Consider the following 26,437-nt stretch of genomic DNA (forward strand, 5'->3'; position numbering starts at 1 on the left):
GGAGGTGACATGGCTACATCCGAAGCGGTGGTCGAGGCACTACGGGCTTCACTGAAGGAGAACGAGCGGCTCAGGAACGTCGTGCAGGCCGCGGTCGAGCCGATCGCCATCGTCGGCATGAGCTGCCGGTACCCGGCGGGGGCGAACACCCCCGAGCAACTGTGGGATCTGGTGCTGGAAGGCCGTGACGCCATCTCGGGGTTCCCCACGGACCGTGGCTGGGACCTGGACACGCTCTTCGCCGACGACGCGGACCAGCCGGGCACGTCGTACACCCGTGAGGGCGGGTTCCTGTACGACGCGGCGGAGTTCGACGCGGGGTTCTTCGGGATCTCACCGCGTGAGGCGCTGGCGATGGACCCCCAGCAGCGGCTGCTGCTGGAGACGTCGTGGGAGGCGGTGGAGGGGGCCGGCATCGACCCCCGGTCGCTGCGGGGCAGCAGGACCGGGGTGTTCGCCGGGGTGATGTACCACGACTACGGCGCCCGGCCCGGGATCGCGTCGCAGGAGGTGGAGGGCTACCTCGGTACCGGCAGCGCGGGCAGCGTCGCCTCGGGCCGGATCTCCTACACCCTGGGGCTGGAGGGCCCGGCCGTCACGGTGGACACGGCGTGCTCGTCGTCACTGGTGGCGCTGCACCTCGCGGTGCAGGCGCTGCGGCGCGGCGAGTGCTCGCTGGCCCTCGCGGGCGGCGTCACGGTGATGTCGACCCCCTCCACGTTCGTGGAGTTCAGCCGCCAGCGGGGGCTCGCTCCCGACGGCCGGTGCAAGTCGTTCGCCGGGGCGGCGGACGGCGCCGCGTGGAGCGAGGGCGCGGGCACCCTGCTGCTGGAGCGGCTCTCGGACGCCCGGCGCAACGGTCACCGGGTGCTGGCGGTGGTACGGGGCAGCGCGGTCAACCAGGACGGTGCGAGCAGCGGACTGACCGCGCCGAACGGCCCGTCCCAGCAGCGGGTGATCCGTCAGGCCCTCGACGACGCGGGGCTGACGACCGGTGACATCGACGCCATCGAGGGGCACGGCACCGGCACGCCGCTGGGCGATCCGCTGGAGGCCCAGGCGATCCTGACGACCTTCGGTCATGAGCGCGAACGGCCGCTGTGGCTGGGCTCGATCAAGTCGAACATCGGGCACGCCCAGGCGGCCGCGGGGGTCGCCGGGGTCATCAAGATGGTGATGGCGATGCGCCACGGCGTCCTGCCGAGGACGCTGCACGTCGACGAGCCGACGCCCCAGGTGGACTGGACGGCCGGGGCGGTGGAGCTGCTGACGCGGACGCGGGAGTGGCCGGAGACCGGGCGGCCCCGCCGCGCGGGGGTGTCGTCCTTCGGGATCAGCGGCACCAACGCGCACGTGATCGTGGAGCAGGCCCCGTCGGCCGACCGCGACGGTGCCGCCGGCGACGGCGCGGTGGACGGGGGCACCGCCGAGGCCGGCGCCCCGCTGCCGTGGCTCGTGTCGGGCAGGAGCGAGGACGCGCTGCGCGCGCAGGCGGAGCGGCTGCTGCGGTATGTGGAGGACGGCCCGGGGGCCCCTGTCGCCGACGTCGTCCATACGCTGGCCACGACCCGCCCGCCCTTCGAGCACCGTGCGGCCTTCGTGGCGGCGGACCGTGAGGAGGCCGCACACGCGCTGAGGCTGCTGGCCGCCGGCGATCTGCCGCCCTCGGGCGCGCGCGGCGCGGTCCAGGAGGGGGGCCGGCTGGCGGTCCTGTTCACCGGCCAGGGCGCACAGCGCGTCGGCATGGGGCGGGCGCTGTACGGGCGTCACCCGGTCTTCGCCGAGGCGTTCGACGCGGTCTGCGCGGAGCTGGACGGGCACCTGGAGCGGCCGCTGCGCGAGGTGGTCTTCGGTGGGGCGTCCCCCGACGGCACCGACGGCACCGACGGCACCGACGGCCTGCTGGACGAGACCGGGTGGACGCAGCCCGCGCTGTTCGCGATCGAGGTCGCGCTGTTCCGGCTGGTGGAGTCGTGGGGAGTACGGGCGGACCTCGTGTCCGGTCACTCCATCGGCGAGCTGGCCGCGGCGCATGTCGCCGGTGTGCTGTCGTTGGCCGACGCGGCCGCCGTGGCCGCCGCGCGGGGGCGTCTGATGCAGGCGCTGCCCCGGGGCGGCGCGATGATCGCCGTGCAGGCGACGGAGGACGAGGTCGCCCCGCTGGTGGCGAAGCAGTCCGGGCGGGCCGACCTCGCCGCGGTCAACGGCCCCTCGTCGGTCGTGGTCGCCGGGGACGAGGACGCGGTCGCCGAGGTGGCCGCGCACTTCGCGGAGCAGGGGCGCAACACCAAGCGGCTGCGGGTCAGCCACGCGTTCCACTCGCACCGCATGGACGCGATGCTGGAGGAGTTCACCGCCGTCCTGCGGGGTGTCTCCTTCCAGGAACCGCGCATCACCGTGGTGTCGGCGCTGACCGGCGCCCCGGTGCCCGCCGAGGAGCTGTGCACGCCCGAGTACTGGGCGCGCCACGCGCGTGGGACGGTCCGGTTCGGGGACGCGATCCGCGCGCTGGAGGCCGAAGGGGCCCGTACGTTCCTGGAGCTGGGTCCGGACGGGGTGCTCGCGGCCATGGGCCAGGAGAGCTCCGGCGGTGACGCCGTCTTCGTCGCGACGATGGGCCGGGACGAACCGGAGGAGCGGTCGCTGGGCGCGGCTCTGGGCGCGCTGTACGTGCGGGGCGTCGAGGTGGACTGGCGTGCCGTCCTGGCGGACGGCGGCGGCCGGGTGGTGCCGTTGCCGACGTACGCCTTCCAGCGCGAGCGGTTCTGGCTGGAGGCGGCGGGGCAGGAGGACCGCTCCTGGGAGCGCGTCGACGACCACCGCTACCGGGTGGGCTGGGCGGCGTTGCCCCCGGCTCCCGGCGCGAGGCTGTCGGGCAGGTGGCTGGTCGTGTCGCCGGCCGCGACGGGCGGCGCCGGGGATCCCTCGGGTGCCGGGACGGGCGCCGGTGTGGTGGCGGCCTGCCGCCGCGCCGGGGCGGAGGTCGTGGAGCTGGTCCTGGAGGCGGGCGAGGCGCTCGACCGGGAGGCTCTGGGGGCGCGCCTGGGCGCGCTCGCCGCCGAGGGCGGGCTTGCGGGCGTGGTGTCCCTCCTGGCCCTGGACGACCGGCCCTCGGGCGACCTGGCGCCGTTGACGGCGGGGGCCGCCGCGACGGTGGTCCTCTCCCAGGCGCTGGGCGACACCGGGGCCGGCGCGCCGCTGTGGTGCCTGACCAGGGGCGCGGTGGCCACCGACGACGAGCCGGTCCGCCGTCCGGCGCAGGCCGCCGTGTGGGGCCTGGGCCGGGTGGCCTCGCTGGAGTGGCCGGACCGCTGGGGCGGTCTGGTCGACCTGCCGGAGACGGCCGGCGAGGCGGACTTCGCCAGGCTGGCCGATGTCCTGGCGCAGCCGGGCGGCGAGGACCAGCTCGCCCTGCGGGCGGGTAGGGCGTACGGCTGCCGGCTGCTGCGCTCGCCCTTGACGGACGTACCGGTACGGCACGCCTGGAGCCCCACGGGCACGGCAGTGGTGACCGGTGGTACGGGCGCGCTCGGCGCCCATGTGGCCCGCTGGCTGGCCGGCCGGGGCATCGGCCGTCTGGTGCTGCTCAGCCGGCGCGGGGCGGACGCCGAGGGTGCCTCCGCACTCCGCGCCGAGCTGGAGGAGTCGGGCGCCGAGGTGACGGTGGCCGCGTGCGACATCACCGACCGGGACGCGCTGCGGCGGGTCGTCGAGGCGCTGCCCGCCGACCGTCCGGTGACGACGGTCGTGCACGCCGCGGGCGAAATCCACCTGGAGAAGCCGCTGGCGGAGTGCGAGCTGACGGAGATCGCCGAGGTGCTGTCGGCGAAGGTCGAGGGGGCGCGCAACCTGGACGCCGTCTTCGACGGGACCGTCCTGCCCGCCCCGGACGCCTTCGTCCTGTTCTCCTCCGGCGCGGGGCTGTGGGGCAATGTCGGTCAGGCGCCCTACGCGGCGGCCAACGCCTTCCTGGACGCCATGGCCAGTGCCCGTCGGGCCAGGGGCCTGGCCGCCACCTCGGTGGCCTGGGGTGCCTGGGACGGCGGCGGCATGGCCGGCGCCGACGGCGCGGGCGACCTGCTGCGCGAGCGGGGTGTTCCGCTCATGGCCCCGCGTACCGCCCTGGAGGGTCTGCGGTCGGCGCTCGACCGCGACGAGACGCTTCTGGCGTTCGCCGACATCGACTGGGAGCGGTTCGCGCCCGCGTACAGCATGGCGCGCACCCGCGCGTTGCTGAACGATCTGCCCGACGCGCAGCGCGCCCTGCGCGCCGAGGCCGGGCCCGCCCGGTCCGACGCGCTGCGGGAGCGGCTCGCGGGACTGTCCGAGGAGGACCAGGAGCGGCTGCTCCTGGACCTGGTACGTGCTCAGGCGGCCCACGCGCTCGGCTACCGCGGTGCGCAGGAGGTGCGGGCGTCGGTGGCGTTCAAGGACCTCGGGTTCGACTCCATGACGTCCCTGACGCTGCGCAACCGGCTCAACGAGGCGACGGGGCTGGCCCTGCCGACCACCGTGGTCTTCGACCACGCCACCCCGGTGGCGCTGGCCAGGCATCTGCGGGCGGAGGTCGGGCCCGACGCGGGGGCGGCCACCGAGGTGCTGGCCGATGTGGACCGGCTGGAGGCGGCCGTCGAGGCGATGGATCCCGACGCCGAGACGCGCGGCCGGGTGGTCGCCCGGCTGCGGACGCTGATGTGGAAGTGGGACCGGTCCGGGCCCGACGCGGCCGGAGCACCGGGTGACGACGCGCTGGCGATGGCGAGTGACGAGGAGATGTTCGACATCGTCAACAAGGAGCTGGGAATATCGTGACGACCACCGAAGACAAACTGCGCCAGTATCTGAAGCTCGTCACCACCGAGCTCCGCCAGACGCGCGCGCGTCTGGACCACGCCGAGCAGCGCCAGCACGAGCCCATCGCGATCGTGGGCATGGGCTGCCGCTTCCCCGGGGGCGTCGAGACCCCCGAGGACCTCTGGCAGCTGGTGGCCGACGGCGCCGACGCGGTCGGCGGTCTGCCCGAGGACCGCGGCTGGGACCTCGACGAGCTGTACGACCCGGAGCCGGGTCTGACGGGCCGGACCTATGTGCGCACGGGTGCCTTCCTGGACGACGCGGCCGGTTTCGACCCGGAGTTCTTCGGGATCAGCCCGCGCGAGGCGCTGGCCATGGACCCGCAGCAGCGGCTGTGGCTGGAGGTCGTCTGGGAGGCCCTGGAGCGGGCCGGGATCGATCCGGCGTCCCTGCGGGGCAGCCTGTCCGGTGTGTTCGCCGGTGTGACGCACCAGGGGTACGCGTTCCCCTCGCAGGTCAGTACGGACGACGAGGTGGCCGGGTACCGGCTGACCGGCAGCACCGCCGCCGTGGTGGCCGGTCGGGCGTCGTACGTCCTCGGGCTGACCGGGCCCGCGGTGACGCTGGACACGGCCTGCTCCTCCTCGCTGGTGGCGATGCACCAGGCGTGCAGCGCGCTGCGTGCGGGCGAGGCCTCGCTGGCGCTGGCCGGCGGCGTGACCGTGATGTCCACCCCGAACGCGTTCGTGGAGTTCAGCCGGCAGCGCGGGCTGGCGGCCGACGGGCGGTGCAAGCCGTTCGCGGCCGCCGCCGACGGCACCGGCTGGGGCGAGGGCGCCGGCGTCCTGGTCCTGGAGCGGCTCTCCGACGCCCGCCGCAACGGCCACCCCGTCCTCGCGGTGATCCGGGGCTCCGCCGTCAACCACGGTGGCGCGGGCAACGGGCTGACGGCCCCCAACGGGCCGTCCCAGCACCGGCTGATCGACGAGGCGCTGGCCGACGCCCGGCTGTCGCCCGCCGACGTGGACGCGGTGGAGGCGCACGGCACCGGCACCACCCTGGGCGACCCGATCGAGGCGCGGGCGCTGCTGGCCGCGTACGGTCAGGGCCGCCTGGAGGACCGGCCGCTGTGGCTGGGTTCGGTGAAGTCCAACATCGCGCACACGCAGGCCGCCTCGGGTGTGGCCGGTGTCATCAAGATGGTGATGGCCATGCGCCACGGGGTGCTCCCGCGCACCCTGCACGTCGACGAGCCCACCCCGCACGTCGACTGGACCGCCGGAGCCGTACGCCTGCTCACCGAGGAACGGGCGTGGCCCAAGGCCGGGGACCGCCCGCGCCGCGCCGGCGTCTCCTCCTTCGGAGTCAGCGGCACCAACGCCCACGTCATCCTCGAACAGGCCCCCCCGGCGGTCGACGCGCCGGCCGAGGAGGGCACCGACGGGGAGCCCGCCGCGGATTCCGGGACGGCGGCGGCCCCCGCCCCCGACGTCATCGGCGCCACCGGGACCCGGGTGCTGCCCTGGGTCGTGTCCGGTGTCACCCGGCAGGCCCTGCGCGCCCAGGCGGAACGGCTCGGCGCGTACGCCGAGGCCCGTCCGGAGCTGAGCGACGCGGACATCGGCCATTCGCTGGCCGCCACCCGGTCGGCCTTCCCGCACCGGGCCGTCGTGGTCGGTTCCGGCCGCGCGGACCTGGTGGCCGCCCTCCGGGCGGTGGCGCGGGGCGAGGAGTCCGCGTCGGCCGTCCTGGGCCGCACGCGCGACGACCTGGACGACGCGGGCGCCGGCCGCGACAGGACCGTGTTCGTCTTCCCCGGTCAGGGATCGCAGTTCGCCGGGATGGCGGCCGGTCTGCTGGAGTCCTCGCCGGTCTTCCGCGAGGCGATGGAGGAGTGCGCCGAGGCGCTGGCGCCCTACGTCGACTGGTCGCTGCTGGACGTGCTGCGCGACGAGCAGGACACCGGCTGGCTGGAGCGGGTCGACGTCGTCCAGCCGGCGCTGTTCGCCGTGATGGTCTCGCTGACCCGGCTGTGGCGCTCGGTGGGCGTGGAGCCGGACGCCGTGGTCGGCCACTCCCAGGGCGAGATCGCCGCCGCCTGCGCGGCGGGCATCCTCTCCCTGGACGACGCGGCCCGCGTGGTCGCGCTGCGCAGCAAGGCCCTGCGGGCGCTGGCCGGGCGGGGCGGGATGGTCACCGTCGCGCTCGGCGAGGCCGAGGCGGCCGCGCTGATCGGGCCCTGGGAGGGGCGGCTGTCGGTGGCGGCGGTCAACAGCCCCACCTCGGTCGTGGTCTCGGGCGACGTGGAGGCACTGGAGGAACTGCTGGCCCGGTGCGAGCGGGACGGTGTCAGGTCCCGCCGCATTCCGGTGGACTACGCCTCCCACTCGCCGCACGTCGAGGAGATACGCGAGGAGCTGCTGGCGCAGCTGGCGGGGATCTCCCCCGCCCCCGCGCGGATCGCGTTCTGCTCGACGGTGACCGCCTCCTTCGCGGACGGCACGTCGATGGGGGCGGAGTACTGGTACCGCAACCTGCGCAACCCGGTCCGCCTGGAGGAGGTCCTGCGGTCGCTCGCCGCCGACGGCTACGGCGTCTTCGTGGAGGTCAGCCCGCATCCCGTCCTGACGGTCCCGGTCCAGGAGACGGTGGATCACATCGAGGCGTCCGGTGTACTGGTCACCGGTTCGCTGCGCCGGGACGACGGCGGAGCCGGCGGCTTCCTCAAGGCGGCGGGCAGGCTCTACACGCACGGCGTCCCGGTCGACTGGGCGCCGGTGTTCGGCTCCGGCCGGGCGCGGCGGGTGGAGCTGCCGACGTACGCCTTCCAGCGGCAGCCCTTCTGGCTGCTGGAGCGTGAGACGGGTGCGGGTGTCGCGGCGGCCGGCCTGGAGGCGGGCGGCCACCCGCTGGTCGGGGCGGTCGTCACCGCGGCGACCGGCGACGGGCTGGTGCTGAGCGGGCGCGTGTCGACCCGCACCCACCCGTGGCTCGCCGACCACGTCGTCCACGGCACGGTCCTGCTGCCGGGGACGGCGTTCCTTGAACTGGCCGCCCACGCGGGCGGACTGCTGGGTCTGGGCCGGGTGCGGGATCTGACCCTTCAGGCACCGCTGCCCCTGCCCGAGGACTCCGACGTCACGATCCAGGTGGTGGTCGGCGGCCGGGCCGGTGACGAGGGCCGGCCGGTCAGCGTCCACTCCCGCTCCGGTGAGGACGAGGCGTGGACGCGGCATGCCGAGGGCGTGCTCGCCCAGGACACGCGGAGCGGCGAGCCGCCGGCCGAGGCATGGCCGCCGGCCGGCGCCGTACCGGTCGAGGTCGGCGAGCTGTACGACCGGCTGGCCGGTCAGGGGTACGCGTACGGCCCCGCGTTCCAGGGGCTGCGCGCCGCCTGGCGCCTGGGCGGGACCGTCTTCGCCGAGGTGCGGGCCGACGAGGGGCGTCTGACCGACGCCGGGTCGTTCGGCCTCCACCCGGCCCTGCTCGACGCGACCCTGCACGCGGTCGGCCTGCTGGCCGGGGAGAACCCCGAGGCGCGGGAGCGGGAGGGACGGCCGACGCTGCTCCCGTTCTCCTGGAGCGATGTCTCGCTGCACGCGGCCGGTGCCTCCTCGCTGCGGGTGCGGCTGTCGCCCGCGGGCAAGGACACGGTCGCGCTGTCGATCGCGGACGGGTCCGGTGCGCCGGTGGCCACGGTGGAGTCGCTGGCCCTGCGGCCGGTCGATCCCGCGCAGCTGGCCGCCGTCCGGCACAACGGGCAGGACGGGCTGCTGCGGCTGGAGTGGCCCGCCGCGTCCGCCACGGCACACCCCGCGGCGGACCCGGCGACCGGCGCCGCGCCCGGGAACTGGGCACTGGTGGGCGACGTGCGCGCCGAGGGCGAAGGTCCCCGGCACCACGCGGACCTGGGGGCACTGATCGAGAGCCTCGCGGCGGGCGGTCCCGTACCGGAGGCCGTGGTGGTCGCCTGTGACGGGGCCGGAGCCGGTCCGGCAGCCGGGGCCGCCGCAGCCGAAGGGGTCGGGGCGGCGGCGCTGGGTGCCCTGGCGCTGCTGCAGACGCATCTCTCCGAGGAGCGGCTCGCCGATTCGCGGCTGGTGCTGCTGACCCGTGCCGCCGTGGCGGTCTCCCCGGACGACGTCCCCGACCCCGCCCAGGCGGCCGTGTGGGGACTGGTGCGGTCGGCGCAGACGGAGAACCCGGACCGGTTCGTCCTGGTGGACCTCGACGGGACCGAAGGGGGCTCCCCCACCGTCGAGGAGCTGGCCGCTGCCCTGGCCTTCGGCGAGCCGCAGCTCGCGCTGCGGGACGGGACGTTCCACGTGCCCCGTCTGGTCAGGACGGCGGCGCGGCCCACGCCGGACGAGCGGGTGCCGGACGGCGCCGCGCCGTTCGCCGAGGGAACCGTCCTGATCACCGGCGGCACCGGGGTACTGGGCGCGCTGTTCGCCCGGCACCTGGTGAGCGCCCACGGGGCCAAGCGGCTTCTGCTGGTCGGCCGTCAGGGTCCGGACGCGCCCGGCGCGTCCGAGCTGGTGGCGGAGCTCGCCGGGCTCGGCGCCGAGGCGTCGGTGGTCGCGTGCGATGTGAGCGACCGCGCGGCACTGGCTCAGCTGCTGGCATCGGCGACGGCCACCGCTCCGGTCTCCGCCGTGATCCACGCGGCCGGCGTGCTGGACGACGCCGTGGTGACAGGCGTGACGCCGGACCGTCTGGGCCGGGTGTTCGCGCCGAAGGCGGACGCGGCCGTCCATCTGGACGAACTCACCCGTGAGCTGGACCTGTCGGCGTTCGTGCTGTTCTCGTCGGCGTCGGGCACGCTCGGTACGGCCGGGCAGGGCGCGTACGCGGCCGCGAACGCGGCCCTCGACGCGCTGGCCCGCCGCCGCCGCGCGAGCGGTCTGCCCGCCACCTCACTGGCCTGGGGCTTCTGGGAGCGGCAGAGCGCGATGACCGGCCACCTCGACGAGGTGGACCTGTCCAGGATGGCCCGCTGGGGCGTCCGGCCCCTGACGGCGCAGCAGGGTGTGGCGCTGTTCGACGCCGCCCTGGCGTCGGGCGGCACCGTGCTGGTGCCCATGGGCATCGACATGGCGACGCTGAGGGCGCGGGCCGCCGCCGGCGCGGTGGCGCCGCTGCTGCGCGCACTGGCGCCGGCCGCCCTGCCCAGGGCCGCTTCGGCGGGGCAGGGGCAGGGGCCGGGCGCCGACGGCTCGTCCCCGGATGTGACCGTCGAGGGGCTGGCGACGATGGCTCCGGCCGAGCGTGAGCGGGTTCTCGGGGACCTGGTCCGCGACACGGTGGCGAAGGTGCTGGGGCACCGCTCGCCGGGTGAGATCCCGGACGGCCGGGGCTTCCTGGAGATGGGTTTCGACTCGCTGACGGCGGTCGAGCTGCGCAACCGGCTCGCCGCCGCGACGGGACTGCGGCTGCCGACCACCCTTGTCTTCGACTATCCGACGCCGCACGCCGTGACGCGGTACCTGAGTACGCGGCTGGCGCCCGACGAGGCGCAGGTGCAGGCGGCGCTGCTCGCCGACCTCGACCGGCTGGAGGCCGGGCTGCTCTCCCTGGACGGGGCGGGCGACGGAAGGGCTCGGGCGGTGGCCCGGCTGGAGGACCTCCTGACCGAGCTGCGGGGCGGTGAGGCGATCGTCGCCGAGTCCGCGCTGGACTCCGCGTCCGACGACGACCTCTTCGACCTGGTGGACAACGGCTTCAGCGATGCCAAGTGACCAGCCGCCGTGCCGGCTGCAAGGAAGGTGTGTAACGCATGGCGGATGAAGCGAAGCTCCGCGACTATCTGAAGCGGGCGATCGCCGAGGGGCAGCAGACGCGGCAGCGTCTGGACGCGCTGGAGGCCAGGGACCGGGAGCCGATCGCGGTGGTCGCGATGGCCTGCCGGTACCCGGGCGGCGCCCGCACCCCCGAGGACCTGTGGCAGCTGGTCGCCGAGGGGCGCGACACGGTCAGCGACCTGCCGTCCGACCGGGGCTGGGACCTCGACCGGCTGCTCGACCCCGACCCCGACCGGCCCGGCAGCTCCCACGCCGGTGTCGGCGGATTCCTCTACGACGCCGCCGAGTTCGACCCGGCGTTCTTCGGGATCAGTCCCCGGGAGGCGCTGGCCATGGACCCGCAGCAGCGGCTGCTGCTGGAGGTCACCTGGGAGGTGCTGGAGCGGGCGCGGATCAGCCCGGACAGTCTGCGCGGCAGCCGCACCGGCGTGTACCTCGGCGTCATGTACAGCGACTACGGCGGCCGCTTCACCCGTGCGCCGGAGGGACTTGAGGGGTACATCGGCAACGGCAGCGCCGGAAGCGTCGCCTCGGGCCGGGTCTCGTACACCTTCGGGCTGGAGGGCCCGGCGGTGACGGTGGACACGGCGTGCTCCTCGTCGCTGGTGTCGCTGCATCTGGCGAGTCAGGCGCTGCGTGCGGGTGAGTGCTCGCTGGCGCTGGCCGGCGGTGTGACCGTGATGTCGACACCCGGTGTGTTCGTGGAGTTCAGCCGGCAGGGCGGGCTCGCCTCCGACGGGCGGTGCAAGCCGTTCGCGGCCGCCGCCGACGGCACCGGCTGGGGCGAGGGCGCCGGCGTCCTGGTCCTGGAGCGGCTCTCCGACGCCCGCCGCAACGGCCACCCCGTCCTCGCGGTGGTACGCGGCTCCGCCGTCAACCAGGACGGCGCGAGCAGCGGGCTGACGGCCCCCAACGGCCCCTCGCAGCAGCGGGTGATCCGCCAGGCGCTGGCCAACGCGCGGCTGTCGCCCGCCGAGGTGGACGTGGTGGAAGCGCACGGCACCGGCACCAGGCTGGGCGACCCGATCGAGGCGCAGGCCGTGCTCTCGGCGTACGGTCAGGACCGGCCCGAGGACCGGCCGCTGTGGCTGGGTTCGGTGAAGTCCAACATCGGCCATACGCAGGCGGCCGCCGGTGTGGCCGGTGTCATCAAGATGGTGATGGCCATGCGCCACGGGGTGCTCCCGCGCACCCTGCACGTCGACGAGCCCACCCCGCACGTCGACTGGACCGCCGGAGCCGTACGCCTGCTCACCGAGCAGCGCGCGTGGCCCAAGGGCGGGGACCGCCCGCGCCGCGCCGGCGTCTCCTCCTTCGGCGTCAGCGGCACCAACGCCCACGTCATCCTCGAACAGGCCCCCCCGGCCCCGGTGGCCGACGAGGTGACGGCGGCCGCGGACGACGACGGCGTCGTACGGCCGTGGTTGCTGTCGGCGAAGAGCGAGGACGCCCTGCGGGCCCAGGCCCAGGGGCTGCTGGACCACCTCGACGAGCGGCCCGACACCCGGCTCGTCGACGCCGCCTCGTCCCTGGCGTCGCGCGCCGCGCTCGACCACCGCGCCGTCGTGGTCGGCGGGGACAGGGCGCGGGTGCGGGGGGCGCTGGGCTCCCTGGCCGCCGGGGAGGTCGCCCCCGGCCTGGTGCGCGGCGTGGCCGGTACCCCCAAGGTCGCCTTCCTGTTCACCGGGCAGGGCAGCCAGCGCCGCGACATGGGGCGCGAGCTGTACGCCGCCTTCCCCGCGTTCGCCGACGCGCTGGACACCGTCTGCGCCGCGCTGGACGTGCATCTGGACCGGCCGCTCAAGGAGGTCGTGTCCGCCGGCCCGGAGGCCGGTGACGTCCTCGACCGGACGGCCTACGCCCAGCCCGCGCTGTTCGCGATCGAGGTCGCCCTGTTCCGGCTGCTGGAACACTGGGGTGTCCGCCCGGACTTCGTGGCCGGGCACTCGATCGGCGAGCTGGCCGCGGCGCACGTCAGCGGTGTGCTGTCGCTCGCGGACGCCGCCCTGCTGGTGGCCCACCGCGGCCGGCTGATGCAGGGCATGCCGTCGGGCGGGGCGATGACGGCGGTCCAGGCGAGCGAGGAGGAGGTGCTCGCGGAGCTGGCGGGCACCCTGGACCGGGCGGGCATCGCGGCCGTCAACGGCCCCTCGTCGGTCGTCGTGAGCGGCGACGAGGACGCGGTGGAGGAGATCGCGCGCCGGTTCTCCGAGCGCGGCCGCAAGACCCGGCGGCTGCGGGTCAGCCACGCCTTCCACTCCCCCCACATGGACGGGATGCTGGAGGAGTTCCGCCGCATCGCCGCCGGGCTCGACTTCCGTACTCCGCGCATTCCGCTGGTGTCGACGCTGACCGGCGAGGCCGTGCCGGTGGCGGAGCTGCGGTCGCCGGACTACTGGGCCCGGCAGGCACGCGGCGCGGTGCGCTTCCGGGACGCGGTCCGCACGCTGGAGGCCGCGGGCGTGAGCGCCTTCGTGGAGCTGGGCCCCGACGGCGTGCTGACGCCGATGGTCGAGGGCGCGCTCACACGGGAGGACGCGGTGCCGGTCGCGGCGCTGCGCGCCGGCCGGCCCGAGGAGGAGACCCTGGTCACGGCCGTGTCCCGGCTGCATGTGCGGGGTGTGCCGGTGGACTGGGGGACGTATTTCTCCGGCACCGGCGCCCGGCCGGTGGACCTCCCGACGTACCCCTTCCAGCGCCGGCGCTTCTGGCTGGACGCCGGACCGGACGCGGGCGAGGCCGGCCTGCCCCACCTGGCGGGGCTGCGGGAGGTGGACCATCCGCTGCTCGGCGCCGCCACCGAACTCCCGGCCGGTGAGGGCTTCCTGTTCACCGGACGGCTGTCGGCCGCCGAGGCGTCCTGGCTGGCGGACCACACGGTGCTCGGCGCACCGGTGCTGCCGGGAACCGCGCTGGTGGACATGGCGCTGGCGGCGGGCCGGTTCGCCGGCGTGCCGGTGGTCGAGGAGCTCGCCCTGGAGGCGCCGCTCGTCGTGGCCGAGGGCGGGGCCGTACGCGCCCAGGTCGTCCTGGGTGCGGCGGACGCGTCCGGGCGTCGCACGGTGGGCGTGTACTCCCAGCCGCAGGACGCCCAGCCCCGGGAGAACTGGACCCGTCATGCCACCGGTCTGCTGGGCGCCGAGGCGTCGACGCGGGCGGAGCACCCCCGGGTGTGGCCGCCGGAGGGCGCCGACGCGCTCGACGTGTCGGAGCTCTACGACGATCTCGCCGCCGTGGGCATGGGCTACGGGCCGGTGTTCCAGGGGCTCGGCGCGGCCTGGCGGCGCGGTGGGGAGGTCTTCGCCGAGGTGGCGCTGCCCGAGGAGCACGCGGACGCCGCGGCCCGGTTCGGCGTGCATCCGGCCCTGCTGGACGCCGCGTTGCACGGGGTCGCGCTCGGCGGGCTGATCGAGGGGCGGGAGGGGGCGTTGGTGCCGTTCTCCTGGAACGACGTCTCGCTGGCCACCACGGGTGCCCGCGTCCTGCGGGTGCGGCTCGCGGCCTCGGGGCCCGACAGCGTGACCGTGACGGCATCCGACGAACACGGGCAGCCGGTCGTCTCGATCGGCTCCCTGGTGCTGCGCCCGATCTCACGGGAGCAGATCCGGGCGGCGAGCGGGGTGGCGCGCGACGCGCTGCTGCGCGTCGACTGGACGCCGGTGCCCGCGCCCGAGCGGAGCCCTGCCCGGTACGCGGTGGTGGGCGCGGCGGGCGGTGGACTGGCCGACGCCCTGGAGGCGTCCGGCGCCCGGGTCGCGCGCTACGCCGACCTGGGCGAACTGGCCGACGACGCCGCACCCGAGCCCGACGCCGTGATCCTCGCGGTCACGGCGGACGCCGGGGCGGACGTCGCGGCGGCGGGACACCGGGCGGCGCACGACGCGCTGGCGGCGGCCCGGTCGTGGCTGGCCGGCGAGCGGTTCGCGGGACGGCGTCTGACCCTTGTGACCAGGGGGGCGCTGGCCGCCGTGCCGGGAGAGGACGTTCCCGGGCCGGCGCAGGCGACCGTGTGGGGTCTGATCCGTTCCGCCCAGACGGAGAACCCCGGCCGGTTCGCGCTGGTCGACATCGACGGCGAGGAGGCGTCACTGCGCGCCCTGTCCTCGGCGCTGGGCTCCGAGGAGCCCCAGTTGGCGGTCCGTGGCGGCGCTCTGGCGGCGCCGCGGCTGGCCCGTGGCGCGGTGCCCGGCGCCGGCACGGGCTCCGTCCCGGATCCGGACGGCACCGTGCTCGTGACGGGTGGCACCGGGGGCCTGGGCGGGCTGGTGGCCCGTCGGCTGGTGGAGACGCACGGGGTGCGCCACCTGGTGCTGGCGAGCCGTCGCGGAAGCGCCGCCGAGGGTGCCGGGCGGCTGGCGGACGAGCTCACGGGGCTCGGTGCGCGGGTCACGGTGGCGGCCTGTGACGTCGGCGACCGGGACGCGGTGGCCGGGCTGCTGGCCCAGGTGGACCCGGAACATCCGCTGACGGCGGTGGTGCACGCCGCCGGGGTGATCGACGACGGTGTGCTCACCTCGCTCTCGCCCGAGCGGGTGGACGCGGTGCTGCGCGCCAAGCTGGACGCCGCCTGGCATCTGCACGAACTGACGCGGGACGCGGACCTGTCGGCGTTCGTCCTGTTCTCCTCGGCGGCCGGTGTGCTGGGCGCGGCGGGCCAGGGCAACTACGCGGCCGCCAACGCCTTCCTCGACTCGCTCGCCCACGCCCGGGCCGCCCGGGGTCTTCCCGGGGTCTCGCTGGCATGGGGGCCGTGGGAGGAACGGCACGGCGGGATGACCGGCACGCTGGAGGGCGGCGGGCTGGAGCGGCTCGCCAGGGCGGGGGCCCTGCCGCTGTCCGCCGAGGAAGGGCTGGCCCTGTTCGACCTGGCGTGGGCCGGCACCGACCCTCTCCTCGTACCGATGCGGCTCGACACCGCCGCCCTGCGTGCCAGGGCGGGCGGGGAGGGGGTGCCGCCGCTGCTGCGGGGCCTGGTGCCCGTCACGCGGACGCGGCCCGAGCAGGGCGTACGCGGGGTGGAGGGGCTCTCCGCCGCCGAACGCGGCCCGGCGCTGCGCGAGCTGGTGCTGTCCCGGGCCGCGAGCGTGCTGGGTCATGCCTCGGCTGAGGCGCTCGACGCCTCACGGCCGTTCCTGGAGTCGGGCTTCGACTCGCTGACCGCCGTGGAGCTGCGCAACGCGCTGGGTGAGGCGACGGGTCTGCGGCTGCCGGCCACCGTGGTCTTCGACAGCGGCACCCCGGCGGCGCTGGCCGAGCGGCTCGACGAGCTGCTGGGCGCGGCCGCGGCGCCCGGCGGGGCCGGGGCCGGCGCCGGGACGGTGGACACCATCGACGCCCTGTACCGGGAGGCGTGCGCGCAGGACAGGGTCGGCGAGGCGAACGAGTTCGTGATGGCCGCTTCCCGGCTGCGCCCGGTGTTCACCGCCGAGGAGGGTGCGGCGGGCGAGCCGATTCGGTTGGCGAACGGCTCCGAGCGTCCGGCGCTGATCTGCTTCCCCACCATCGGGGCGTCGTCCAGCCCGCTGCAGTACGCGCGGTTCGCCACGACGCTCGCCGGGGTGCGGGACGTGTCGGTGATGCAGATCCCCGGCTTCGTCGAGGGCGAGCCGCTGCCCGCCGACTTCGCGACCCTGGTCGAGACCCAGGCCAGGGCGGTACTGGAGTGCGCGGCCGGCGACCCGTTCGTGCTGGTCGGCTACTCCTCCGGGGGCTGGCTGGCCAACGCGGTGGCCCGGCATCTGGAGCAGCGGGGTACCGGCCCGTCGGCGGTGGTGCTGCTGGACACGTACTTCGTCGACAGCCGGCTGCCGCTGATCCAGCCGCTGCTGACCCGTGGCATGTTCGACCGGGAGGAGGTGTTCGGCCGGATCGACCACGTCCGGTGGACCGCGATGGGTGCGTACCTGCGGTTGTTCGCGGCCTTCGAACCGGCCGCCACCGACGCGCCCACGGTGCTGATCCAGGCGACCGACCCCATGCCGGTCGGCGAGGGCGACCAGGCCCCTCCGCCCGGCGCCTGGGACCGGGTCCCGGCCTTCCCGATGGCGGTCGAGAAGGTCCCGGGAGACCACTTCACGATCATGGAGGACCACGCCGACGCGGTCGCGCGGTCCGTCCACGACTGGCTCGCCGCCCACCCCGTCCTGTCCGGGCAGGGCGACCCGGCCGCGCGGGCCGCGCGGTGACCGGGCGCCGCGGGGCCGGGGCCCGCACGGGCACCGGCCGGGGGGTCGGCGGTTCGCCCGGCTTACCCGGTGGGCCCCGCTCGCCCGGCGGCCTCGCCCGGCGCGGTACGCCCGGCCGGCTCCGCCCCGGCGGTTCCCGCACTGCCCGCAGTTTCCCCGATCACCCCTGTTCCAGCGGCTTCCGCACTTCCCGCGGGCTCCGCAACGAGAAAGGTCAGTCATGAGCGAGACGACGACGGCACCCAGCGAAGGACTGCACGAATACCCGATGCAGCGGGGCTGCCCCTACCACCCGCCGACGGAGTACAACGAGCTGAGCGAGGAGGGCCCGCTCTCCCAGGTGCGGCTCTACGACGACCGGGTCGCGTGGCTGGTGACACAGCACAAGGAGACCCGGGAGATGTTCGCCAACGCCAAGCTCTTCTCCTCCGACCACGACAACCCGGCCTTCCCGATCCTGGCCGAGCGGGAGAAGAACTTCCCGGAGTTCACCCAGGAGCTGTTCGGCCTGGACGGTGAGCCGCACAAGTCGCGTCGCAAGATGCTGCTGCCCCGCTTCACGCTGAAGCAGGTGGAGAAGCTGCGGCCGATGATCCAGCAGGTCGCCGACGAGCTCATCGACGAGCTGCTCACCCACGAGGGTCCCGTGGACCTGGTCGCGGTGCTCGGCCGGCCGCTGCCGTCGCGGGTCATCTGCAAGATGCTCGGCATCTCCTACCACGAGCACGAGCTGTTCGAGGAGCACGCCCAGGGCATCATGCAGGCCCCCGACCTGGAGCAGGCCATCCGCGCCGGGCGTGAACTGCTCGACTACCTGGTGCAGGTGGTGGAGGCCAAGCAGAAGGACCTCGGGGACGACCTGCTCAGCACGCTCATCACCGAGCGGCTCAACACCGGCGAGCTCACCTCCATAGAGGTGTCCAAGCTGATGGTCGCCCTGCTCATCGGCGGTCAGGAGACCACCACGAGCATGATCGGGCTGGGCACCCTCACCCTGCTGGAGCACCCCGACCAGCTGGCGCTGCTGCGTGAGGACCCCTCTCTCCTGCCGGGTGCCGTCGAGGAGCTGATGCGCTTCCTGTCGATCGCCGACCTGACGACCCTGCGGGTCGCCACGGCCGACGTCGAGGTGGCGGGCCGGCTCATCAAGGAGGGTGACGGCGTCATCCTGTCGACGGCCGCGGCCAACCGCGACCCCGAGGCCTTCGAGGACCCGCACACGTTCGACATCCGCCGCTCCACCCAGGGCCACCTGGCGTTCGGGCACGGACCGCACCGCTGCCTGGGGGAGAACCTCGCCCGGGCCGAGCTGGAGATCCTCTTCGGCACGCTCTTCGAGCGCATTCCCACGCTGCGGCTGGCGGTCCCGATGGACGAGGTCTCCATGAAGGTCGGCATGACGCTCGAAGGCCTTCACGACCTGCCCGTCACCTGGTAACGGACCCGGACCACCCCCCGGTCCCACCGGACCGATCTCGGCAAGGACACATCTATGGACGACCGTTACGCGATCATCGAGACCTGCGACCGTATGGGGTGGCACTGCGACCGCCACGAGTGGGACAAGGCCACGGCCCTGTTCACACCCAAGGTCCTGGTCGACTACACCAGTCTGCTGGGCGGGACGCCGTCGGCAGTGCCAGCGACGGACCTGGTCGACTCGTGGGTCGCGGTCCTCGGCGGCTACGACGCTTCGCAGCACCTGATGACCAACCACCTGGTGACCCTCGAAGGTGCCGACGCCGCGGAGTGCACCGCCTCGTTCCAGGCGACCCACCGTCTGGACAACCCCCACGGCTCCCCGCTGTGGAGGATCGGCGGGACGTACCGCTTCCATCTGATCCGCTCCGGTGACACGTGGAGGATCGACGAGCTGGCCATGTCGATCTCGTGGGCCGAGGGCAACAAGAACATCGCGGACATCGCGGCGGAGCGCCAGGCGGCCAAGCAGACCTCCTGAACGCTCCGGCGGGGGAGCCCTCGCGGGCTGCCCCGCAACCACCGCCGGGCCGGCACGGCAGCAACGGCCGTGCCGGCCCGGCGGATCGCCGACCACAGCGCGTCCGGTTCTCCACGCGCTCACGAAGACAGGAGCTCATCATGGCCCAGGACAAGGGCGCATCCACGGGCGCGAGCGGCAAGCGCGTCCTGGTCACCGGCGGAAGCCGCGGTATCGGGCTCGCCATCGTCCAGCGGCTCGTCGAGGACGGCGCGACCGTCGTCGCGGCGGCCCGCGGGGAAGCCCCGGACCTGCCCGACGGGGTACGGCTGGTGAGGGCGGACGTCGGAACCCCCGAGGGCGTACAGCACCTCGCCGAGGAGACGCTGAACCTCCTGGGCGGGGTCGACGTCCTGGTCAACAACGCGGGCGGGGCCAGCAGCGGCGGCATGCCGCACCTGGGGGGCTTCGCGTCCATCCCCGACGAGGTATGGGTCGAGGCGCTGATGACCAACTACCTCTCCGCCGTGCGCCTGGACCGGGCGGTCCTGCCGTCGATGATCAAGCAGGGCAGCGGTGTGATCATCCAGATGGCCTCCACGGTGGCGCTCCGGCCGACGCCCGCGCTGCTGCACTACGGGGCGGCCAAGGCGGCACTCGTCAACTACGCCAAGGGCCTGGCCACCGAGGTCGCGCCGCACGGCATCCGCGTCAACAGCCTGCTCCCCGGGCTGACGAAGACGTCCGCGATGGACCTGGTCGCCCAGAACCTCGTGGAGGCCACGGGACAGGGCAGCGACGAGATCAACGACATGATGATCCAGGCCGAGGGGAGCCCGATGAAGGGCGTCACCGAGGCCGCCGACGTCGCCGACCTGGTGTCGTTCCTCGCCTCGGACCGCGCCGCGCGCATAGCGGGCGCCAGCTATGTGATCGACGCCGGCGCGCTGCCGCAGGTGTGACGGGCGCCGCGGGACCGGTGGGTGCGCGGACGCGCCCGCCGGGGCCCGCCGGGGCCCGCCCCGGCGGTCCGGGGAATCACCCGGACGCGGTCCGGTGGTGGCACGTGCCACCACCGGACCGGCCGGTGACCGGTCCCGGGGGTCCGGCGAACGGCCTCCAGGCGGCCTGCGCCGTCGCCCCCGCCGACGAGCGGCACGACCGGCCGGGAGGCCGGCCGGACAACGGCGGGAGCGGATCAGCTGGCGACCTCGGCGGCCCACAGCGGGGCCGGCCTGGAGCGTTCCTGCCGGTCCTCACGGCGCAGCAGGACGGGGGCGTCGCCACCGGCCGCGTTGAGGATCTCGGCCTGGAGCCTGCGCAGGTCCGGCGAGGGTTCGAGACCCAGCTCCTTCTTGAGGATGCGGTAGAGGTTCCGGTACGCCTGGAGCGCCTCGCCCCGGCGGCCGGACTGGTGCAGCGCCCAGATCAACTGGCCGTGGAACCACTCGTGGAGCGGGTACTCACTGACCAGCGTCCGCAGGTCGGGCAGCAACTCCCGCTGCCTGCCCAGCCGGTTCTCCGTCTCGACGCGCAACTCCAGCGCGCGGATGCGCAGCTCCTCCACCCGGGCGATCCGCCCCGCCAGCACGGGCCCGATCGGCACATTGCTGAGCACGGGTCCGCGCCACAGCTCCAGGGCCCTGCGCAGATGCTCCCCGGCCCGTTCGAACGCCCCCTCGGTGAACTCCCACTGGGCTCGTCGGATGAACCGTTCGAAGCTGCTGACGTCGACCTCGTCGTCGTTCACCCGCACCTCGTAGCCGGGGGCGCGGGTCACCAGCAGGTTCCGGTCCGGTGCCGTGACGTTCTCGTCCGCGAGCATCTTGCGCGCGTGGTAGACGTGGGTCTGGAGCGTTCTCAGCGCACTGCGCGGCGGATCCTGGCCCCATAGCTCCCGGATCAGCACATCCGTAGCCACCGTCTCCCGGGGCTTCAAGGCGAGCAGAGCGAGCATCTGACCGATCTTCGGTGCATTGGGAGCGTACTCTCTGCCGTCATCGGTGATGATTTCGAACGGACCGATGAGGTTGAACTGCACTGCCCACACTCCTGTTCCGCGCGATCGGCGCTCGTGTCGTGTGTTCCCCGACGTGTGACCACACCGTAAGCACGTTCCCTTCGTGACCCATCGTGCCTCGAACAGAGAATGTCAACTTACCAACCGGTAGGTATTTTATTGTGGCACATGTCACGCGCCTTTGGCCTATGCCGCGATGCCCGCGGGGCTCTTCGCCGCGACGTGACCGAGCACCGCGGCGAAGTGCGCGACGGAGGCCAGCGTGATGTGGCGGTGCCAGCCCTGGAACGAGCGTCCGGCGAAGTCCCGCACCCCCACCCGCTCGGAGATGGCCGCGAAGTCCCGCGCGACCACGTCCGAGAGCCTGGTCAGCCGCAGCAGGTCCGGCAGCGGACGGTCACCGGCGTTGGTCAGCCACAGCCGGCAGTCGCCCTGCCGGGGCAGCGACCACTCCCCCACCAGCAGCATTCCGGCCCGGGACACCCCGTCGGCCGTGCCGCGCCGGCCCGCAGCGGCCCACGTCGGCACCACGGGGATCGCCGCGGCCGTCACGGGACCGCCGCCGTCCAGACAGACCGGCTTGCGCAGCCTGGTGAGGGAGGCGACGAGCTGCCCGGCGTCCGACTCCCGCTCCCCGTAGGCGGGCAGGACGGACCCGTCGATCCTCAGCCGGGTCTGCCCGCCGGTGCGGATCAGGAAGACGTGCCCCCCGGCGGCGAGCCGGCGGGCGAGCTCCACGGCGTCCACCCCTTCGGCATCCACCACGACGGGTCTGCCGAGGACGTCCGGAGCGCCCTTGAGCCGGTCAGCGACCTCCTGGATGCAGTCCTCCAGGCTCGCGGCCACGGCGTCCGCCGGTATGTTCGCCCGCCGCCGCACCGAGTCCTCCAGCCAGCGGCGCGGCAGCAGAAGCTGCCAGTCCACGGGCACGGCCCAGCGCCCCGAGGCCATCCAGGCACCCAGCGCCTGCTGCCCGTTGATGGTCTGCCCGAGGTGCGGCATGTACTGGAGGTCGACACCGATCGAGTGGGACCCGGCCTTGGGGAACGCGGTGGGGGTGATCACCCACGCCTGCCGGCCCGGTAATCGCTGGACGTGCCGGGCGAGCGCCCGCCGGACCGGCATCCACTCCCAGGGCGAGGCGCTGATGAAGTGGTGCAGGCTCTGCTGCGCGGAGGCGCCGCCGATGTGCGCGGCGATGTTCCGCAGCGTCTTGCGCCCCGGGGAGGCCAACAGCCCCCGTACGTACTGCTCCGCCCTCAGCCGCTGCCCGCTGCGGCGGAGCGAGGCGAACAGCTGCGAACGGACATCGGCGGGCAGGTCACCGGGCGTGGTCTCGGCCGAGGTGACGTGCCCGGTGTGCTGTGCGTACGCTTCCATCGCTCCCCTAACCCGCGGACGAACCAGGTGCGAGACATGGATCCGCGCCGCCTCGGCACCGACGGATCCATGCCCTTCCACCAAAGAAACCATTCATCCGGTTTTTTGTGTAGGGCTCAACGACTGGCCGCATCAGCCTCATGGGCTTTCAGCAGTCCTCCGTAACCCCCAAGGAAGAGCCGAACGGGCCGGAACCGGTTCCCCCCGGCCCGGCCCGTCCCGCTTCCGGTCCACCGTCAGACGACGGCCTCCGCCTGCGCCTCGGCCTCGGCCTCCGACCGCGCCTCCGCCGCGGCGAGGAGCCGCTCCGCCCGCCCCGCGGACGTGTCGAGCTTGGCCAGCACTCCGGGAACGGCCACGCTGGGCAGCACCAGATCGAGCAGGCTGGAGATCTCGTCGGACAGGTCGGGCTGTTCGGGTACCGACTCCGCCACCAGCTGCACACCGGTCCACGATCCGACGAACAAGCGCGCGATGCTCACCGGATCGGCGTGCGGCAACAGCTCGCCCCGCTCCTTGGCCTCCGCCAGCAGCGAACTGGACAGGGTGATCCAGTCGGGCCAGCGGGTACCGAAGAGCTCACGCGCCTTGGGGTCGACGGACAGCCGGATCGAGGCGCTGAGCAGCGGCTCCCTCGGCAGCCGGTAGGCGAGCAGAAGCCCTATGTCCACCCACTCCTGGAGCTTGAACAGCTGCGGCGTGAGGCCGTCGGACGTCACCGCCTCGTCGAGCACGCCGCGCGCCAGATCCTCCTTCGAATTGAAGTGGAAGTACAGCGCCCCTCTGGTGAGCCTGACCTTCTCGAGGATCGCGGCGATGGTCGCGGCGTCATAGCCATGTTCGTTGAAGACCTCGGCCGCGGCCTCCAGAAAGGCCCTGCGCGTCCGGATCGCCCGTTCCTGTCTCGCCAACTCGCCTCTCCCTGCTCTGGTCTCACTTGAAAAAGACCGGAGACCCGGTATCTTATCAGCGCACCATCGATTATTTGTGCCAGACGCACTGTGTCCAGGGGGGACCACCGTGTCCGAAGCCACTGTCTGCCTGAGTACGTCACACAACGATCTCGGGCTCATATCCCCGGCGCTCCCTCCGTTGAGCGTCGTGCGCACGGCAGAGCCCGGGGTTCCGAAAGAGTACGTGCACCTCAGGAACGAGGAAACCATCTACGTCACAGGCTGGACCCGCCTGGGGCCGGATGACTTCTCACTGACCGCCCGCTGGCCGGCCCACTCCGGGGAGTGGCGGTACGACCCCCGGATGCTGGCCCAGCTCATCCGGCAGAGCGGCCTGGTCATCGCACATGCGGAATATTCGGTTCCGACGGCCCACCAGACCTTGCTCCATGACTTCAACTACTCCGTCGAACCGGCCTTCCGCCTTCCCCGCGGGCGCGCCGTGGACCTGGACGTCGAGGTCGGCGTCTCACGGACGAGGCACAACGGCCGGGCCGCCCTGAGCATGGACATCCGCGTCCTGCGGGACGGTGTGCTCATGGCCCGGGCCGACTCGCAGTTCGGCTGGATATCCCCGGCCGCCTACCGGCGCCTGCGCGGTGAGCACCTGACGGTCGACTGGGCGCGGTGGCCGCTGCCCGCGCCGCTGCCGCCCGAGTCCGTCGGCCGCGACGCCGTGACCGACGTGGTCCTCGCGGCCGGGGACGCCGGTCACCGGTGGCAGCTGCGCAACGAGTCCGCCAACGTCCTTCTCTTCGACCACCCGGTCGACCACGTCCCCGGACTGGTCCTGATCGAGGCGGCCTACCAGGCCGCGCACGCCGGCCTCGCGCCGGTCGTGTTCGAGACCACCGCGGTCACCAGCGACTTCACCCGCTACGTCGAGTTCGACGAGCCCTGCTGGATCGACGCCGAAGTGGTCGCCTCCGCCGCGAACGGCACGGGAACCGGCGCCGTCGGCATGGCGCCCGGCCCGCTCACCGTCCTGGTCACCGGCACGCAGGGCGGAGAGACCGCCTTCCGGATCGCCCTGAGCGGCACGGCCCGCTGAGCATGTCCGTACGCCATGGAGGCGTGGTCCGCCCATCGGGACGGTCCGCGCCTCCACGCGTCTACGCTCCTGCCTCCACCCGCCGGGCACTCCCGCCGGCAGGGCTTCCCGCCTCCAGGGTCACTGGTTGACCAGACCGCCGTCCACCGGCAGCACCGTGCCGGTGAGGAACGGGCAGCGGTCGCTGAGCAGCCAGGCCGCTGCGGCGGCGATCTCCTCCGGCTGGGCCGTACGCCCCTGCGGGGTGAGGGAATTGGCGAGGTCCTCCAGTCCGGGGTTGCGCCCGAACCAGTCGGCGGTGATCTCACTGCGGGTGGTTCCGGGAGCCACCGCGTTCACCCTGATCCCCTGCTTGGCGTACTCGTCCGCGGCGGCCCGGGTCAGTCCCACGACGGCGTGCTTGGAGGCGATGTAGGGGGCGGCGGCCGGAATGGCCACCAGCCCGGCGACGCTGCTGTTGTTGACGATCGTGCCGCCACCGTTCTCCAGCATCGCCCCGATCTCGGCCCGCAGGCAGTTCCAGACGCCCCGCACATTGGTGTCCATGATCGACTCATAGACATCGTCCGACATCAGATGCATCGCGGTCCGGTCGCCGCCGATGCCCGCGTTGTTGAACGCCGCGTCGAGGCGGCCGTACCGCTCGACCGCGAAGCCGACGGCTCTGACCGCGTCGGCGGCGACGGACACATCGCAGACCACATGGGCCGCCTCCGCCCCCTGGTCACGCAACTCGTCGACCAGAGCGGCCAGCCGCTCCTCCCTGCGCGCGGCGAGTACCACCGTCGCGCCCTCCGCGGCGAACACGCGTGCCGCCGCTGCCCCGATACCACTGCTGGCGCCCGTGATGAGGGCGACCTTGCCGATAAGAAGATCACTACGCATGGCCCAAGTCTGGCAGGCGTGACGGAGCCACCGACAAGGGGGCAGGTCATCCCCAGACGGTACAAACCGCATGTCCGGTTTCAGGTCCCCGGGGCCCGGCAGGGGGCTGAACCCCCGTGCCGGCCAGTCGCGTTCACCTGACCGGCGCCGGCCGCGGCACGGCGGCCCGGCGCATCGAAGGCGGCTCTTCCCCGGCGGTGATCGCCGCGCGCCCCTCCCCCTCGCGGGCCGCCCCCGCCACGGATCACGCCCGGCGTCACCCCGCCTCGGGCACCACCGCCGCCTCCTCCGGCCACATCCCCGCTCCGGTGCCCTCCGGATCCAGCTCCGTCCGGAGCCTGTCCGACGACAGCCTCGGCAGCATCAGCGCCCAGAACCGGGTCAGCGAACGCCGCGAGCACCACTCCGCGTCCGCGCGTCCCAGCACCTCGAAGCCCACCACGGCGGCGGTCACGGCGGACACCACGTCGTCCAGGACCACATCGGTCGCCAGATTGCCCCGCCGCCTGGCCAGCGTGAGCACCGACCTGACCCAGGAGTGCCACTCCCCCCAGAGCTCCACCCCTTCCCGCCAGGTCGCGTCGCTGCCCAGGCCGAACCCGGCGCGGAGCACCACGTCGTCGACGAGCCGCTGCGCCAGCACGTGCGAGGTGTCCACCAGCGTCTGCAACGGCACCGGGTGTCCGAGCGGACTCTGCGCGATGATGCGCCGCAGCGTCTGGGCCGCGGCCGTCTCCACCGCCTCCCCCAACGCCCTCTTGCTGGCGAAGTGGAAATGCAGCGCACCGCTGCTCACCCCCGCCCTGGCGCTGATGTCCGTCAGGGACGACAACGCGAAGCCGCCCCGGCTGAAAGCCTCAGCGGCCGAACGGATCAGTTCCTGACGCGTACGCACCGCACGGTCCTGCTTGGCCATCACAGCTCCGAAAGAGAGTCAACGACTAACGGAACACTCGAACACAGAGAAAATCCATCCGGGAACATACCGGATGGATGGTTTACTCTACTAGTCCGCAGTCGCCATCAGTACCCGTATGGCCACATCCACTGCACATTCGCTGCCCGAAACCCGGGTGACGGGCGCGATACGGGCATACCGAGGGGCGCGAAGCCCCGGCTTCACGCCCCTCGTTGCCGTTCACTCACCGTCGGCGGACCTTCGGGCGGGCCGACGCGGTGGCCAACGGCGTTGGTCAGCGGCGGTGGTAGGGGAACCCGGACCCGCAGCGCCAGGAACCCGGGGAGAGGTGCACCTTCCAGCTCCGGTCCCAGTGCGCCCGGGGCGGGGCCGGGTCCATTTCCAGGTGCTGAGCCGCCTGCCGGCAGGCGAGCGCGGTCAGGACGGCCGTCAGGGCGGCGAGTTCCACGGCGTTCGGGCTGCCGTGGACGATGCGCAGGTGATCGGACACCCGTTCATCGTCCGAACGCC

General features: G+C 73.8%; 11 protein-coding genes and 2 pseudogenes. 7 read left to right on the plus strand and 6 right to left on the minus strand.

What is annotated here, in order from left to right:
• Nucleotides 1–33: 33 nt before the first annotated feature.
• The 6 genes and pseudogenes from PUR26_RS34085 to PUR26_RS34110 all read left to right on the plus strand — a co-directional run.
• Nucleotides 34–4,812: pseudogene (locus PUR26_RS34085) on the plus strand (type I polyketide synthase); the annotation flags it as partial.
• Nucleotides 4,806–10,532 carry a type I polyketide synthase gene (locus PUR26_RS34090; protein WP_443077261.1) on the plus strand — a complete coding sequence of 1,909 codons (5,727 nt, stop codon included), beginning with the start codon at nucleotides 4,806–4,808 and terminating at the stop codon, nucleotides 10,530–10,532. The pseudogene PUR26_RS34085 and the gene PUR26_RS34090, both read left to right, overlap by 7 nt.
• 47 nt (nucleotides 10,533–10,579) lie before the next feature.
• Nucleotides 10,580–16,780, plus strand: a pseudogene (locus tag PUR26_RS34095) (type I polyketide synthase); the annotation flags it as partial.
• A 220-nt stretch (nucleotides 16,781–17,000) separates the two neighbouring features.
• Complete coding sequence (locus PUR26_RS34100; RefSeq protein WP_329878717.1) at nucleotides 17,001–18,218, plus strand: cytochrome P450; 1,218 nt, start codon at nucleotides 17,001–17,003, stop codon at nucleotides 18,216–18,218.
• A gap of 54 nt (nucleotides 18,219–18,272) precedes the next feature.
• Nucleotides 18,273–18,740, plus strand: coding sequence for a nuclear transport factor 2 family protein (locus PUR26_RS34105; protein WP_329878719.1), 468 nt, complete (start codon nucleotides 18,273–18,275; stop codon nucleotides 18,738–18,740).
• 140 nt (nucleotides 18,741–18,880) lie between these two features.
• Nucleotides 18,881–19,681, plus strand: a complete 801-nt coding sequence (locus PUR26_RS34110) for an oxidoreductase (protein ID WP_329878721.1) — start codon at nucleotides 18,881–18,883, stop codon at nucleotides 19,679–19,681.
• A 236-nt stretch (nucleotides 19,682–19,917) separates the two neighbouring features.
• Here the strand turns inward: PUR26_RS34110 and PUR26_RS34115 are convergent, their stop codons facing one another.
• The 3 genes from PUR26_RS34115 to PUR26_RS34125 all read right to left on the minus strand — a co-directional run bounded on the left by PUR26_RS34115 (nucleotide 19,918) and on the right by PUR26_RS34125 (nucleotide 23,030).
• Nucleotides 19,918–20,760: an AfsR/SARP family transcriptional regulator gene (locus tag PUR26_RS34115; RefSeq protein WP_329878723.1), complete on the minus strand. Its 843-nt coding sequence runs from the start codon at nucleotides 20,758–20,760 to the stop codon at nucleotides 19,918–19,920.
• 165 nt (nucleotides 20,761–20,925) lie between these two features.
• Nucleotides 20,926–22,119: an IS701 family transposase gene (locus PUR26_RS34120; RefSeq protein WP_329878724.1), complete on the minus strand. Its 1,194-nt coding sequence runs from the start codon at nucleotides 22,117–22,119 to the stop codon at nucleotides 20,926–20,928.
• A 236-nt stretch (nucleotides 22,120–22,355) separates the two neighbouring features.
• Entirely contained in the window at nucleotides 22,356–23,030 is a 675-nt protein-coding gene (locus PUR26_RS34125) for a ScbR family autoregulator-binding transcription factor (protein ID WP_329878726.1), read from the minus strand.
• 190 nt (nucleotides 23,031–23,220) lie between these two features.
• Between PUR26_RS34125 and PUR26_RS34130 the strand changes: the two genes are divergently transcribed.
• Nucleotides 23,221–24,123, plus strand: a complete 903-nt coding sequence (locus tag PUR26_RS34130; RefSeq protein ID WP_329878728.1) for a ScbA/BarX family gamma-butyrolactone biosynthesis protein — start codon at nucleotides 23,221–23,223, stop codon at nucleotides 24,121–24,123.
• 120 nt (nucleotides 24,124–24,243) lie between these two features.
• On the opposite strand, the gene PUR26_RS34135 is transcribed toward PUR26_RS34130, so the two are convergent.
• The 3 genes from PUR26_RS34135 to PUR26_RS34145 form a co-directional block, all read right to left on the minus strand.
• On the minus strand, nucleotides 24,244–25,008 hold the full coding sequence (locus PUR26_RS34135; protein WP_329878730.1) for an SDR family NAD(P)-dependent oxidoreductase: 765 nt from the start codon (nucleotides 25,006–25,008) through the stop codon (nucleotides 24,244–24,246).
• A 256-nt stretch (nucleotides 25,009–25,264) separates the two neighbouring features.
• Nucleotides 25,265–25,924: a ScbR family autoregulator-binding transcription factor gene (locus PUR26_RS34140; RefSeq protein WP_329878732.1), complete on the minus strand. Its 660-nt coding sequence runs from the start codon at nucleotides 25,922–25,924 to the stop codon at nucleotides 25,265–25,267.
• Between the two features lie 277 nt (nucleotides 25,925–26,201).
• The gene (locus PUR26_RS34145) at nucleotides 26,202–26,417 is read right to left on the minus strand and encodes an acyl-CoA carboxylase subunit epsilon (protein ID WP_329878734.1); all 216 of its coding nucleotides are present in this window, start codon (nucleotides 26,415–26,417) and stop codon (nucleotides 26,202–26,204) included.
• Between the last annotated feature and the right edge of the window lie 20 nt (nucleotides 26,418–26,437).

It is taken from the genome of Streptomyces sp. SP18CS02, assembly GCF_036322365.1.
Lineage (GTDB): Bacteria > Actinomycetota > Actinomycetes > Streptomycetales > Streptomycetaceae > Streptomyces.